Origin of the sequence: Siccirubricoccus phaeus, assembly GCF_008360935.1 — a bacterium.
Classification (GTDB): Bacteria; Pseudomonadota; Alphaproteobacteria; order Acetobacterales; family Acetobacteraceae; genus Siccirubricoccus; species Siccirubricoccus phaeus.
Genome location: NZ_SRXO01000004.1, coordinates 211,500 through 224,366, shown reverse-complemented (window position 1 = coordinate 224,366; position 12,867 = coordinate 211,500). Strand labels below are relative to the sequence as shown.

The following is a 12,867-nucleotide window of genomic DNA, read 5'->3' as shown; positions in this document are numbered from 1 at the left end:
TGGCCGCCCGACCCTGCGGCTGGGTGCGCCGACGGCGAGAGAACCATCCCATGCGGGACTCCAAAGCCGCTCATTCGGGCCTCCTGCCGGTCACGCGGGCGACACCCACCGGCGGCCGCGAGACTGGACCGGCGGCGGCGCGAGGTGAAATGCCGTGCGCTTTCGACCTCGATGCACCGAGCGCATCCCGGTCGGGGCGCGCACTTCGGCCTCCCGTCGTCAACCACGCCGTCCTCCGTGCCGCTGGGAGGGCCGGATCCTCCGGCCCTCCCACGTGGCAAGGTCAACAGGGCGTGGCGGCCGAAGATGACGTCGGCACCTGGCCTCGCGATGAGATGCGTGCGCTCGGCCCCGGCGACCCCCGCGAAGCTGCGCCAGCCGCGCTCCCGGTCAGCGGCCGCGCGAGAAGAGGTACTTCAGGAGCGCCACGATTCCGAGGACCAGCAGGATGATGAGGAGGAGCCACACCAGCCCCATGCCCCACATCATCCCGCCCATCATGCCACCGTCCTGCATCATGTCGTTGTTCTCCTTCGTGCTCTACGTCCACTCGCGCAGCGCCGCCCATCACTCGGCCGCCCTCGCCAGCGATTGCGCTTCTGGGGCCGTTGCCGCTTGCGCCCGGGGCAGGTGCCAGCCCTTCACCAGGCCGTAGATCGCCGGGATGACCAGGAGCGTCAGCACCGTCGAGGAGACCATGCCGCCGACCATCGGGACGGCGATGCGCTGCATGAGCTCCGAGCCGGTGCCGGTGCTCCACAGGATGGGCACCAGTCCCGCCATGATGGCGGTCACCGTCATCATCTTCGGCCGTACCCGTTCCACGGCGCCCTCCATGATGGCGTGGCGCAGGTCGGACTGGCTCAGCGGCCGACCCTCGGCGCGGCATCGCGCGTGCGCCGCGTCGAGCGCGTGGTCCAGGTAGATCAGCATGATGACCCCGGTCTCCGCGGCGACCCCGGCCAGCGCGATGAAGCCGACCGCGACGGCGACGGAGAGGTTGAAGTGCATCAGGTGCATCAGCCAGACACCGCCCACGAGCGCGAAGGGCACCGAGAGCATGACGATGAGCGCCTCGGTCAGCCGCCCGAAGTTCAGGTAGAGCAGCACGAAGATAAGGAGCAGCGTGACCGGCACGACGACCGCCAGCTTCGCCTTGGCGCGCTGCATGTACTCGAACTGCCCGCTCCACTCGACGTGGTAGCCGGGCGGCATCCGCACGCGCTCGGCGACGGCGCGCTGCGCGTCGGCGACGTAGCCGCCGACGTCGCGCCCGTGCATGTCCACGTAGACGTAGTTCACCAGCTGCGCGTTCTCGGTCCGGATGGTCGGCGGGCCACGGCGCAGCTGGACCGTCGCCAGCTGGCCCAGCGGAATGGCGGCGCCCTGCATGCCTTGGACCAGGACTTGGGCGGCGATTCCTTGCGGGTCGCTGCGCAGGCCGCGCGGGTAGCGGACGTTCACCGTGTAGCGGGCGCGGCCCTCGACCGTGGTGGTGACCGGCTCGCCGCCGAGCGCCGTGGCGATGGTCTCCTGCAGGTCGCCGACGGTCAGGCCGTAGCGGGCCAGCGCCGCCCGGTCGGGCTCGATCTCGAGGTAGTAGCCGCCCTCGACCCGCTCGGCGAAGGCGCTGGTCGTGCCGGGCACGGTCCGGATCGCGGCCTCGACCTCGCGCGAGAGCCGGTCGATGCCCGCCAGGTCCGGGCCATAGACCTTGACCCCAACCGGGGTGCGGATGCCGGTCGAGAGCATGTCGATGCGCGCCTTGATCGGCATGGTCCAGGCGTTGCTGACGCCGGGCATCCGCAGCGCCGCGTCCATCTCGGCGATGAGGGAGTCCACCGTGACCCCCGGGCGCCACTCGGCCTCCGGCTTCAGGTTGATGATGGTCTCGAACATCTCGGTCGGCGCCGGGTCGGTCGCGGTGGCCGCCCGCCCGGCCTTGCCGTAGACGCTCGCCACCTCGGGGAAGCTGCGGATGATGCGGTCCTGGGTCTGCAGCAGCTCGGCTGCCTTGGTGACGGACAGGCCGGGCAGGCTGACCGGCATGTACATCAGCGTCCCCTCGTTCAGCGTCGGCATGAACTCGCTGCCCAGGCGCGCGAGTGGCCAGGCGGTCGCGCCGACCGCGAGGAGCGCCAGCAGGACGGTCAGCGTCTTCGCCCGGAGGACGCCCGCGATGAGGGGGCGGTAGAGCCAGATGAGCACCCGGTTCACCGGGTTGCGGCGCTCCGGCAGGATGCGGCCGCGGACGAACAGCAGCATCAGCACCGGCACCAGGGTCACCGACAGCAGGGCGCCCGCCGCCATGGCGAAGGTCTTGGTGAAGGCGAGCGGCCGGAACATCCGCCCCTCCTGGTCCTCGAGGGTGAAGACCGGGAGGAAGGAGACGGTGATGACGGCGAGGCTGAAGAACAGCGCCGGACCCACCTCGACGGCGGCCTCGGTGATGACCTGGACGCGCGACGCCCCCGGTGCCGCGTGCTCCAGGCGCTTGTGGGCGTTCTCGACCATGACGATGGCCGCGTCCACCATGGCGCCGAGCGCGATGGCGATGCCGCCCAGGCTCATGATGTTCGAGCTCAGGCCGAGCGCGTGCAGCAGGGCCATGGCGACGAGGACGCCGACGGGGAGCATGATGATGGCCACCAGGGCGCTGCGGACGTGCAGCAGGAACACCACGCAGACCAGCGCGACGATGGCGCTCTCCTCGACGAGCGTGTGCTTCAGGGTCTCGATGGCGCGGCCGATGAGGTCGGAGCGGTCGTAGACCGGGGAGACGGTCACCCCCTCGGGCAGGCTGCCCGCGATCTCGGCGAGCCGCCGCTTGACGCTCTCGATGACGGCGAGCGCGTTCTGGCCCTCGCGCTGGAGGGCGATGCCGCTGACCACCTCGCCCTCGCCGTTCAGCTCGGCGATGCCGCGGCGCTCCTCAGGCCCGAGTTCCACCCGGGCGACGTCGCGCAGCAGCACGGGGACGCCATTCTGCACCGCCAGGACGATCTGCTCGATGTCCTGGATCCCGCGCAGGTAGCCGCGGCCGCGGACCAGGTATTCGGTCTCCGACATCTCGACCGAGCGGCCGCCCACGTCGCGGTTGCTGGACCGGATAGCCTCGGTGACGCGCGAGAGCGGGATGCGGTAGGCCTGGAGCTTCTGCGGCTCGACCACGACCTGGTACTGCTGGACGAAGCCGCCGACGCTGGCCACCTCGGCCACGCCGTCCGCCCGGGCGAGTTGGTAGCGCAGGAACCAGTCCTGGATGGACCTTAGCTCGGCCAGCGTGCGCTGCGCCCCGGTGACGACGTACTGGTAGACCCAGCCCACGCCGGTCGCGTCGGGCCCGAGCGAGGGCGTCACCCCCGCGGGGAGGCGCCGCGCCGCCTGGCTGAGGTACTCGAGCACCCGGCTGCGCGCCCAGTAGAGGTCGGTGCCGTCCTCGAAGACGACGTAGACGAAGGACGAGCCGAAGAAGGAGAAGCCGCGCACGGTCTTCGACCGGGGCACGGTCAGCAGCGCCGTGGTCAGCGGGTAGGTGACCTGGTCCTCGACCACCTGCGGCGCCTGCCCGGGGTAGTCGGTGTAGACGATGACCTGGACGTCGGAGAGGTCCGGGATGGCGTCGAGCGGGGTGTTGCGGACCGCCCAGACCCCGGCGCCGACCAGGAACAGCGTGGCGAGCAGCACCAGGAAAGGATTGGCCGCCGACCATCGGATGACGCGGGCGATCATCGGGGCTGCTCCTGGCCCGGGGCGGGCGCCGCGAAGGACTGCAGCGCGGCCCGCAGGTTGCTCTCCGCGTCGATGAGGAAGTTGGCGCCGACCACCACCTTCTCGCCCGCCCGGATTCCTTGGCGGATCTCGACCTGGCCGTCGGCGCGGCGGCCGGTCTGGACGGCGCGCGGCTCGTAGCGGCCCGGGGCGCGCTCCACGAGCACCACTTGTCGCGTGCCGCTGTCGAGCACCGCGGAGTCCGGCACGGCGACCACCGGCGCGGTGCCGAGCGGCGCCGCGATCTCCACGGTCGCGTACATGTCCGGCTTGAGGAGTTGGTCAGGGTTGGGGATCTCGACGCGCACCCTGGCCGTGCGGGTGGCCGCGTTCAAGGTCGGGTAGACGAAGGTGACCTTCCCGGCGAACCGGCGGTCGGGGTAGGCGGTCATGGCGATGCTGGCCTCCTGGCCCGGCCGGACCAGCCCCAGATCCTGCTCGAAGACGTCAGCCAGCAGCCAGACGGTCGAGAGGTCGGCGATGCGGTAGAGCGTGTCGCCCGGCGCGAAGCGCATGCCCTGCAGCGCGGTCTTCTCCAGCACCACGCCGTCCATCGGCGATGTCAGCGTGAGCGTGCTGCCGACCCTGCCGGTGCGCCGCAGGCGGGCCACCTCCTCGGCGGGCAGGTCGAAGTTGCGCAGCCGCGCCAGCGCCGCGGCGGCGATGCCCGCGGCGCCACCGCGCATGGCGGGGTCGGCGTGCGCCATGGCGCCCTCGGCCTGCCGGGCGATGACGTACTCCTGCTCGGCCGCCGCCAGCTCCGGGCTGTAGACCTCGAACAGCGGCTGGCCGCGCCGCACCGGCTGCCCCGTCTCATTGACGAGCAGCCTCTGGATCCAGCCCTCGAAGCGCGGGGCCACGACCGCGAGCCGCCGCTCGTCCACGGCGATGGTGCCGACCGCCCGGATGGAGCGGGTCATCGCGCGCTCGGCCGCCACCTCGGTGCGGACGCCGAGCATCTGCACCCGCTCCGGGCTGACCGTGACGGTGCCCGCGGGCTGGTTGGCCTCGTCCTCGTAGACCGGGACGTAGTCCATCCCCATCGAGTCCTTCTTGGGCACCGGCGAGGTGTCGGGCAGGCCCATGGGGTTGCGGTAGTAGAGGATCCGGCCACGTCCGCCGGGGGACGCCGGGGCGGGCGCCGCGGACTGGGACGGCGCGCCGGGGTCCTCGTAGACCGGGACGAAGTCGCGCCCGTCGGCGGCTTTCGTTGGTGTGGCCGAGTACTCGGGCCTGCCGGACGGGTCCTGGTAGTAGAGCGGCTGGCGCGCCGGGGCGGCGGGCGCCGGTACTGGCGCGGGTGGCGCCTGCTCGGCCTCGTCGTAGACCGGGACGTAGTCGCGGCCCTGCGCGTTCTTTTTGGGGGTCGGCGAGAAGTCCGGCCCGCCCGAGGGGTCGCGGTAGTAGAGCGGCTGGCGCCCGGGCGATGGCGCCTGCTGCGCCACGGCGTCACGCGCCACCAGCCCAGGCAACCGGTCGGCGGCGAGCCAGAGGCCACCCGCCCCGGTGGCAAGCACGAAGGCGGCGCCGATGGCGCGAAGAGCTTGACGGGCGGTCACAGGTCGCCTCCCACAAGGCGCTCGATCGCCGCGAGCTGGCGCTGGCCATCGAACTCGGCGGCGAGGAGCTGCAGGCGGAAGTCGGCGAGGTCGTGCTGCGCCCGCAGCACGGTGGCGAGGTCCACCCGACCGAAGCCGTACCCGGCCGCCCCGGAGCGCACGAGCGCCTCGGCCTGCGGCAGGAGCTGGCGGCGGATGAGGTCGGCGGTCCGGCGGCTGCCCCCGAAGCCCGCCACGGTCTCGGCCAGATCGCCCCGGAGCTGCTGCTCGCGGGCCTCCAGCCGGGCGCGCGCCGCCCCGGCCTGGGCCACGGCCTCGCGCGCCTGCGCCTCGCGCAGGCCCCACTGGAGCGGGACCTTCATCGCGATCCACGCCTGGAAACCCGTCGGCCCGTAGCTCCCCCGGTCGACGGCGGCTGCACCCAGGGTGACGTCCGGGTACCAGTTCCTGTCCGTCAGCCTCCGGTTGGTCTCCGCGCCGGTGATGGCGGCCGCGTCGGCCGCCAGCATCGGGTTGCCGCCCCTGGCCCGCTCGGCCAGCCGGGCGATGTCCAGGGCGCGTGTGTCGGGAAGCGGGCGCAACCGCTCGGGTCGAGCGAGCGGCGCGTCGGCCGGACGGACGAGCAGCGCGTTCAATTGGCCCTGGGCGCTCCGGAGCGCCGCCTCGAGGCGCGCGATCTCGGTGGCCACGCGCGTGGTCTCGACCTCGGCCCGGAACACCTCCTGCTGCTCGCCGCGGCCCCGGGCGTAGCGCTCGCGGGCGACCTGGGCGACGCCATGGATGGCCCGGTGGAGGTCCGCCGTCCGGCGGACCGCCTCATGGGAGGTGTAGTAGCGGGCGAAGGCCACCTTCACCCGCTCGACCAGCTCGGCCTCGGCCGCCTGGGCCTGGGCCGCCATCTGGCCGACCTCGGCCCGGGCGACCTGCCGCCGCAGGTCGCGCCTGCCCCAGAGCGGGATGTCCTGCTCGAACGAGTAGATCATCATGTTCTGCCGTGGCCCCGAGGTTCGGGGCATCTCGTCCGACATCGCCCGAATCGTCGGGTCGGGCAGCGACCCGGCGACGGTGACGCGCGCCCGCGCCGCGGCGGTGTCGAGCGCGCGGGCCGCCAGCTCGGGGCTGAGCTGGCGGGCGACGGCGAGCACGCTCTCCAGCGTGGCCCCGGGGGGTGCTCCCCCCAGGGTCCGCTGCGCCGTCCTGGTCTGAGCCTGGCCCGGCCCGGCCAGGAGCGCGAGCGTCAGGCCGAGCGCGAGGGCCGCGTCGGGTCCTCGCCCGGCGCGCCTCGGGGGCCCGGCGGCCCCTCGTGTGGGGCGGGCCATCTCATTGGGCCGCGTTGAAGGTGACCGTGGAGCGGACCGTCTCGGGCTCGCCCTGGACCTTGGCGCTCAGCGTCAGCGCCCAGCCCCCGGCCATGCCGGTGTCGACCTGGAACCGGTAGGTGCCCGGCTGCTGGCCCGGCTGCGGGGCGACGTTGCCGGTCATGGTCGGCATGCCCGCGGGCGCCATGTCGGCCCGGGTCTGGAAGACGACGGCGTCCGGCACCGGCCTGCCGTCCCGCACGCGCACGAGGCGGACGGTGACGTCGGTCTTGCCCGGCCCGGCGGGCCGGGCGCTGGCCAGCTCGAAGCGGTAGTCGCTGGCGGCGGCGAAGGCGGTGGACGCGGGGGCGGAGGTTACCAGGGCGGCACCGAGCACGGCCGCGCGCAGGAGCTTGGAGAGCATCGTTGTTTCCCAATCCGTGGGCCGCCCACGACAGGGGGCGAGCGGCTGCTGTTGTCTGGAGGAGTCCCGCTCGCCGCCCGGCGCCGGTCGCGCCGCGATGCCCGTGGGGCGGCGAGGCGCTCGTGAAACGGGGGAAGAAGCGGGGCGAAGCCGCGGCAGCCGGAGGGGCGCGCGGGCGGCTAGCTCAGACGAGGCGGATGGGCGGCCCCAGGTAAGGCTCGGGCGAGACGCCCTCGAAGAGCCGCACGGACTGCCAGTAGGCCACCCAGGACCAGGCCGGGACCGAGACAGCGGGCGCGGGCGGCACGGGGATGCCGACCACGAAGAGGCAGCCCAGGTCGATCATGCACCCGGGTACCTTGTCCTGGCACGGAGGGGTCCTGGTGTCGTGGCAGGGCATCGCCGCGCCGTCGTCCCCCATGTCGGCCATCATGGTCATGCCCGCCGTGTCCGCCTGCGCGGACGGCAGGTTCTGCACCAGACCGGCGCCGAGGAAGGCGCAGATCGTGATGGCAGCGATGACCAGCCTGGCGAGCCGGGGGAGCATGGCGCCAACATAGCTCCGGAGGGCCAGGGCTAGAAGGGGCGGTGTCTACCAGGACTCGCGCCGCACGTCCCGGCCGAACACCCGCTTCGCCACGCCGCGTCCGGCCTCGATGGCCCAGCCCGCGGCCAGCCCGGCCGCCGGGTTGACCGCCACCGTCAGCGCGGCCGCGACGCCGATGGCGGGCCAGCAGTCCGGGCGGGCGTCCAACAGGCGCCGCGACAGGGCGAGATCGGATCCGGCCACGAGCAGCAGGGCACCGATGGTCCCGGCCGGGATGGTGGCGAACAGCGCGGCCGCCCCGTCCGCGAAGCAGAGGCCGAGGACGAGCAGCGCCGCCCCGAGCATGACCGGCGCCGCACCCGTCCGGGCTCCGAAGCGGTGCTGCGCCTGCAGGCCGCCCGCGCCCAGGCACATCGGCATGGCCCCGAGCGGTGCCAGCAGCAGGTTCGCCAGCCCGGTGCCCACCGCCAGCCGCCGCTCCGTCACGCGCCGGGCGCGGTCCGGGTAGAGCTCCCGCGCGAGCAGGGCCGTCAGGATGACCGCGTTGGTGAGGGTCAGGGGCAGCTGCGGCAGGACGCCGGACACGACGCCCCGCCAAACCTCGGCCCAGCTCGCGGGTAGGTGGAGGGCCGGGAGCACGAAGTCGAAGGCGGGCCAGTCGGGCGATGCGGTCAGCCCCGCCGCCCATGCGGCCCCGAAGGCCAGCGCCAGGGCGAGCGGGGCCGCCGGGACACGGGGCAGCCGCATCAGTCCGAGCAGCGCCACCAGGGACAGGCCGCCAAGCCAGGGTGTCTCGGTCGCGAGCTTGAGGCCGAGCCAGGCCATGGCCAGGCCGAGGCCGAGCTGCAGCCCGGCCGCCACTGACTGCGGCAAGGCGCGGGCGATGCGCCCGATGGCGCCCCTCGCCCTGAGCGCCAGCAGGACCACACCGGTGACCAAGCCAGTGGCCACGAGCTCGCCGGGGCCAAGGCCGCCGGTCAGCAGGACGGCCGAGACCGCCTTCATGGGCTGGACGGCGATGGGAATGCCGTAGGACAGGCCCGCCGCGACGAGGAAGGTGCCGAACCCGAACAGCACGCCCGCCGCCGAGAGCCCCGCGACGGTCATGGCGCCGACCACCAGCGGCACGAAGGTGCCGAGGTCGCCGCAGGCACCGCCCAGCTCGCCGGACCAGGAGGTCCGGCGGCATTGGGCCGACCCTGCCGGACTAGCGTGGCTCAGGTCTTTTCCCGCCGCCATCCTCGCCCCCTTGGCGCGGCACGGCGCCGCTCCCGTAGCCGCGCAGCTCCCCATAACGGCGGACCTGCTCCGGCGTGAGCACCTCCACCATCGTGAGGTGGTAGCGAAGGTGCGCGGCCCGGAGCGCCGCCTGGGTGCGCCCGATGGCGGCCGTGGCGACCTCCAGCGAGGCAGGGGTCACGGTCCGCGAGGCGAACTCCCGGTCGAGCGCCGCCTCCTCGGCGATCAGGCGCTCGCCCAGCGGCACCGCCTCGGCCGTCATCGCCTCGCGCAGGCTCCGAACCCGCTCGCGCTGCTCCGGGGTGAGCCCGAGCGCGTCGGCGAGTTCCAGGACGTGGAGCGGACCCGGGTAGCCGTTCAGCTCCGCCGGGAGCGCCATGCCCATGCCGCGCCCGGCGCGGAGGTCGGCCAGCTGCTGGTCGGACAGGGCCTTCACCGGGCGAGCCTGCATCCCGGCGTAGGGGGACGGAGCTGGCTGGCCGTGGCCGCCGTGGTGGTGCTGGGCGGAGGCGGGAGCTGCAGCGAAGGCGGTGGCGACGGGGAGGACGAGGAGGGCGGAGCGAAGCGTCATGGCCTGTTCCCGGTTCGACGGCGCCATTCCTAGCACGCTACGAGATCTCGCCCCGGGGTTCCACGTGACCTGGAGGGGGACCGTCGCCGCGGAGCGGCTGGAGCAGCATCCGATCGAGCCGCAGCTCGCGCGGGTCGCGGAAGCGGTCGATGCCGATGGTCATGCCCTCGTGGCCCGCCTCGGGCTGGGCACGGTAGGTGCCGAACAGGCGATCCCACCAGGGCAGGTTGAAGCCGAAGTTGCTGTCGGTCTCCCGGCGCAGGACGGAGTGGTGGACGCGGTGCATCTCCGGTGTGACCACGACCCAGCGCACGACGCGGTCCAGCCACTCTGGCAGACGGACGTTGCCGTGGTTGAACATCGAGGTGGCGTTCAGCAGCACCTCGAAGACGAGAACGGCGAACGGCGGCGCGCCGAGCGCGATGACCACGGCCGCCTTGATGAGCATGGAGAGCACGATCTCGACGGGGTGGAAGCGCACGCCCGTGGTGACGTCGAACTCCAGGTCGGCGTGGTGCATGCGGTGCAGGCGCCAGAGCACCGGTACGTGGTGGAAGGCAACGTGCTGGGCGTAGATGGCGAGGTCGAGCAGGAGCACCGACACCGGCACGGCGACCCAACCAGGTGCATGCAGGACGTTCAGCAGGCCCCAGCCATGGGCCTGCGCGAGCATCGCCACACCCACGGCACCCGCCGGGAACAGGACGCGGATAACGAGCGTGTCCAGGACCACGACGCCCAGGTTGTTCGGCCAGCGCCATCGGCGGCCGATGGCCTGCGGCCTCCGTGGGGCCAGCACCTCCCAGAGGGCCATCAGGACGAAGACCCCGGCGAAGGCCCCGAGCCGGACCAGGGGCTCGTGGACGAAGGGGCTGGCGGCCTCTGCCATGGCGTTCGCCTCCTTTCAGCTACGTGGGGTGGCTGATGCCTGGGCCGTGACCTGTGGCACCGAGCAGGGTTCCTACCATGCGCGGCTTTCAGCGTGGGTCCGCCGGTGATGGCGCGGGCGGTGTCGCGGCGCGACAGCAAGTGAGGCCGCCCTCGGCCTGGACCGGCGGACACGGCACAGTGCCGCAGGAGCAGAACACGCAGCAGTCCCCGGGCTTCGGGCGGAGCAGAACCCCACAGCCGGTGCAATCGGCAAAAACTGGCAGGCGTCGGTCGGCATGGTCTCGGTCTTCGCCGTGCCACAGGCCGGGCAGGTGATGGCCGATTCCAGGATCATCGGGCCCTCACGCATCGGCCTGGTCGAGCGCGAACAAGATCCTGCCCTGACCGTGGTGATCCGGGTGCGGCGGCTAGCCCCTCGACACGGACCAGGCGCGCCCCGCGCCCCTGGGCAGCAGGAAGGGAAGGATGACGCCGACGCCGATGCCCCAGAAGCCGTTGATCAGGACGGAGGCCAGCATCCGGGCGGGGTCGAAGCCGCTCGCCACCGGCTGGCCCTTCAGGGGGGCGACCACGAACCAGCCGACAAGCGCGGCGAGCAGGCCGAGCCCGAGCCCCAGCAGCCACATGGGCGCCCGTGGCAGACGGGGCAGCGCCAGCCCGAAGACGAGGCCGTAGAGCCCGCCCCAGAAGCAGAGGCTGACGATCAGGGGCACCCCGAGGGGCGGCACCGGGGTCATTGGGTAGGGCGCGCGCGGCATCATCCCGAGCACGTAGAGCACGGCCCACATGCCCTGGTGGAAGGTCAGCACGGAGAGCACGGCGGCAACGAAGCCGAGCAGGGCGCGCATGGGCGCGGTCATGGCATCCTCCCTGTCTTCCTGGCCGCACTGTCGGACCAGTACGGGACCGGGTCAACGATGTAGGCCATCCGGCCACCGGGGCATGGCTGCCTCGATGCCGGGCACGATTGAGCGCCTGTCCAAGCGTCGGGTACGATGGCACTCGCCGGACGGGAACGGGCAGGCCCCTGCTCCCCTCACGGGCGCACCCCGCCCGCTTGGGGGCTCGGCCGACGGCAACCATCAAGACCGGAGTTCCCCGATGCCGCGCGCCGTCCAGCTTGCCCTCGGCAGCCTCGTCGTCGGCTGCTTGGTCCTGGCCATCAAGTTCGGCGCGTGGTGGGTGACCGGCAGCGTCGCCCTCTACTCGGACGCGCTCGAGAGCATCATCAACGTGGCCGCCGCCGCGGCAGCGGTGGTCGCGCTGCGGGTCAGCGCGCTGCCGCCGGACACCAACCATCCCTACGGCCACCACAAGGCGGAGTACTTCTCCGCCGTCCTCGAGGGCGTCCTCGTCCTGCTGGCCGCCCTGTCCATCCTGCGCGAGGCATACCTCGGCTTTCTGAGCCCGCGCCCAGTGGACGCGCCGCTCCTCGGCATGGCCATCAACGGCGCGGCGACGGCCATGAACGCCGCCTGGTCCGCCGTGCTGCTGCGCTTCGGGCGGCGCTGGCGCTCCCCGGCCCTGGTCGCCGACGGCAGGCACCTGCTGACGGACGTGGTCACCTCCGGCGGCGTCCTGGTCGGCTTCGCCCTCGTCCCACTCACCGGCTGGCTCTGGCTCGATCCGGCGCTGGCGGCGGTGGTCGCCGTGAACATCCTCTGGACGGGATGGGGCTTGGTCCGGGATTCGGTCGGCGGACTGATGGACGAGGCACCCGACCCTGAGACGCTCGGCCGCGTCCGCGACCTGATCTCGGCCCATGCGGACGGCGCCATCGAGGCGCACGACCTGCGGGTGCGGCGCGCGGGCCGGATGGTCTTCGTCGAGTTCCACCTCGTGGTGCCCGGCGCGATGCCCGTCTCCGAGGCGCACGACATCTGCGACCGCATCGAGCACGCGCTGCGCGACGAGGTCGGCGAGGCCGTCATCACCATCCATGTCGAGCCCGAGGGCAAGGCCAAGCAACACGGCGTGCTGGTGCTGTAGGCGCCGCTATCGCCGGGAAAAGAGGGGGTGCCCGATAGCATGGGGCACCCCCAGGATCGTCGGAGTGTGGAGTCTATTCTCGTTCAGCTCGAACCAGGCGTAGTCATGGGTGCAAGCTGCCGGGAAGCCCTGCGACCAACCTTTCCTGGTTCTTCACAAGACCACCCGACGGTCTGGATCGTGGCCGCGAACGCCATTTCGTGCCATGCACGAAACGGCAAGGTCTCCGGCCCGTGCTTGGACACGCGACGTAGCCCGCATTCGTGAGGTGCCCTGGCCAGCCTCGGAAACATTGTGCCGCCAGCCGGGCGCCGGTCACCTAAGCGGTGACGCTGCCTCGCCCGGCGCCGACGGTACCGATGGTGTTGTGCCCACGAGCTACGGAAGTGCTCCGTCTTTCAGGTCCAGGCGTGAAAATCGGGCTTGCCCAGGGAACGTGCCCTCGCGGCCAGCGTTTTATCAGAGGACGTCAGTTCTCTGACGCCCATGCGAATCATCCTCTTGAGTTCTTTACTTACCAGTTCCTATGTCCCCTGCCAGCTTGCCTTGGCAGGGGGGCTTTTTCATACCCACATCCG

12 protein-coding genes are annotated in these 12,867 nt (G+C 72.4%); 1 reads left to right on the top strand and 11 read right to left on the bottom strand.

Annotation, left to right across the window (positions count from 1 at the left end; translation table 11 throughout):
* Nucleotides 1-390: 390 nt before the first annotated feature.
* The 11 genes from E5N76_RS30970 to E5N76_RS07575 form a co-directional block, all read right to left on the bottom strand.
* Nucleotides 391-519 (bottom strand): hypothetical protein, encoded by a 129-nt coding sequence (locus tag E5N76_RS30970; protein WP_268921291.1) that lies wholly within the window; start codon nucleotides 517-519, stop codon nucleotides 391-393.
* A 48-nt stretch (nucleotides 520-567) separates the two neighbouring features.
* The gene (locus E5N76_RS07620; RefSeq protein ID WP_149536689.1) at nucleotides 568-3,732 is read right to left on the bottom strand and encodes an efflux RND transporter permease subunit; all 3,165 of its coding nucleotides are present in this window, start codon (nucleotides 3,730-3,732) and stop codon (nucleotides 568-570) included.
* Nucleotides 3,729-5,330 (bottom strand): efflux RND transporter periplasmic adaptor subunit, encoded by a 1,602-nt coding sequence (locus tag E5N76_RS07615; protein ID WP_149536688.1) that lies wholly within the window; start codon nucleotides 5,328-5,330, stop codon nucleotides 3,729-3,731. The genes E5N76_RS07620 and E5N76_RS07615 overlap by 4 nt, the downstream gene beginning before the upstream one ends.
* Nucleotides 5,327-6,475, bottom strand: coding sequence for a TolC family protein (locus E5N76_RS07610; RefSeq protein ID WP_187830044.1), 1,149 nt, complete (start codon nucleotides 6,473-6,475; stop codon nucleotides 5,327-5,329). Before E5N76_RS07610 ends, E5N76_RS07615 begins: the two co-directional genes overlap by 4 nt.
* A gap of 175 nt (nucleotides 6,476-6,650) precedes the next feature.
* Nucleotides 6,651-7,052 carry a FixH family protein gene (locus E5N76_RS07605; RefSeq protein ID WP_149536686.1) on the bottom strand — a complete coding sequence of 134 codons (402 nt, stop codon included), beginning with the start codon at nucleotides 7,050-7,052 and terminating at the stop codon, nucleotides 6,651-6,653.
* A gap of 184 nt (nucleotides 7,053-7,236) precedes the next feature.
* On the bottom strand, nucleotides 7,237-7,599 hold the full coding sequence (locus E5N76_RS07600; RefSeq protein WP_149536685.1) for a hypothetical protein: 363 nt from the start codon (nucleotides 7,597-7,599) through the stop codon (nucleotides 7,237-7,239).
* Nucleotides 7,600-7,644: 45 nt separating this feature from the next.
* Complete coding sequence (locus E5N76_RS07595; RefSeq protein WP_149536684.1) at nucleotides 7,645-8,838, bottom strand: putative sulfate/molybdate transporter; 1,194 nt, start codon at nucleotides 8,836-8,838, stop codon at nucleotides 7,645-7,647.
* Entirely contained in the window at nucleotides 8,807-9,409 is a 603-nt protein-coding gene (locus E5N76_RS07590) for a Spy/CpxP family protein refolding chaperone (protein ID WP_149536683.1), read from the bottom strand. Before E5N76_RS07590 ends, E5N76_RS07595 begins: the two co-directional genes overlap by 32 nt.
* A gap of 37 nt (nucleotides 9,410-9,446) precedes the next feature.
* Nucleotides 9,447-10,298, bottom strand: coding sequence for a sterol desaturase family protein (locus tag E5N76_RS07585; RefSeq protein WP_149536682.1), 852 nt, complete (start codon nucleotides 10,296-10,298; stop codon nucleotides 9,447-9,449).
* An 88-nt stretch (nucleotides 10,299-10,386) separates the two neighbouring features.
* A complete protein-coding gene (locus E5N76_RS31570) occupies nucleotides 10,387-10,527 on the bottom strand; it encodes a GDCCVxC domain-containing (seleno)protein (protein WP_457852675.1) in 141 nt (46 codons plus the stop codon).
* 180 nt (nucleotides 10,528-10,707) lie between these two features.
* Nucleotides 10,708-11,160: a hypothetical protein gene (locus E5N76_RS07575; RefSeq protein WP_149536681.1), complete on the bottom strand. Its 453-nt coding sequence runs from the start codon at nucleotides 11,158-11,160 to the stop codon at nucleotides 10,708-10,710.
* Nucleotides 11,161-11,401: 241 nt separating this feature from the next.
* On the opposite strand from E5N76_RS07575, the gene E5N76_RS07570 reads away from it, so the two are divergent.
* Nucleotides 11,402-12,289, top strand: coding sequence for a cation diffusion facilitator family transporter (locus tag E5N76_RS07570; RefSeq protein WP_149536680.1), 888 nt, complete (start codon nucleotides 11,402-11,404; stop codon nucleotides 12,287-12,289).
* The last annotated feature ends 578 nt before the right edge of the window (nucleotides 12,290-12,867 follow it).

Coding starts and splice junctions, on each gene's coding strand:
- E5N76_RS30970 (WP_268921291.1), bottom strand. CDS start 519: ATGATGCAGGACGGTGGCATGATGGGCGGGATGATGTGGGGCATGGGG.
- E5N76_RS07620 (WP_149536689.1), bottom strand. CDS start 3,732: ATGATCGCCCGCGTCATCCGATGGTCGGCGGCCAATCCTTTCCTGGTG.
- E5N76_RS07605 (WP_149536686.1), bottom strand. CDS start 7,052: ATGCTCTCCAAGCTCCTGCGCGCGGCCGTGCTCGGTGCCGCCCTGGTA.
- E5N76_RS07600 (WP_149536685.1), bottom strand. CDS start 7,599: ATGCTCCCCCGGCTCGCCAGGCTGGTCATCGCTGCCATCACGATCTGC.
- E5N76_RS07595 (WP_149536684.1), bottom strand. CDS start 8,838: ATGGCGGCGGGAAAAGACCTGAGCCACGCTAGTCCGGCAGGGTCGGCC.
- E5N76_RS07590 (WP_149536683.1), bottom strand. CDS start 9,409: ATGACGCTTCGCTCCGCCCTCCTCGTCCTCCCCGTCGCCACCGCCTTC.
- E5N76_RS07585 (WP_149536682.1), bottom strand. CDS start 10,298: ATGGCAGAGGCCGCCAGCCCCTTCGTCCACGAGCCCCTGGTCCGGCTC.
- E5N76_RS07575 (WP_149536681.1), bottom strand. CDS start 11,160: ATGACCGCGCCCATGCGCGCCCTGCTCGGCTTCGTTGCCGCCGTGCTC.
- E5N76_RS07570 (WP_149536680.1), top strand. CDS start 11,402: ATGCCGCGCGCCGTCCAGCTTGCCCTCGGCAGCCTCGTCGTCGGCTGC.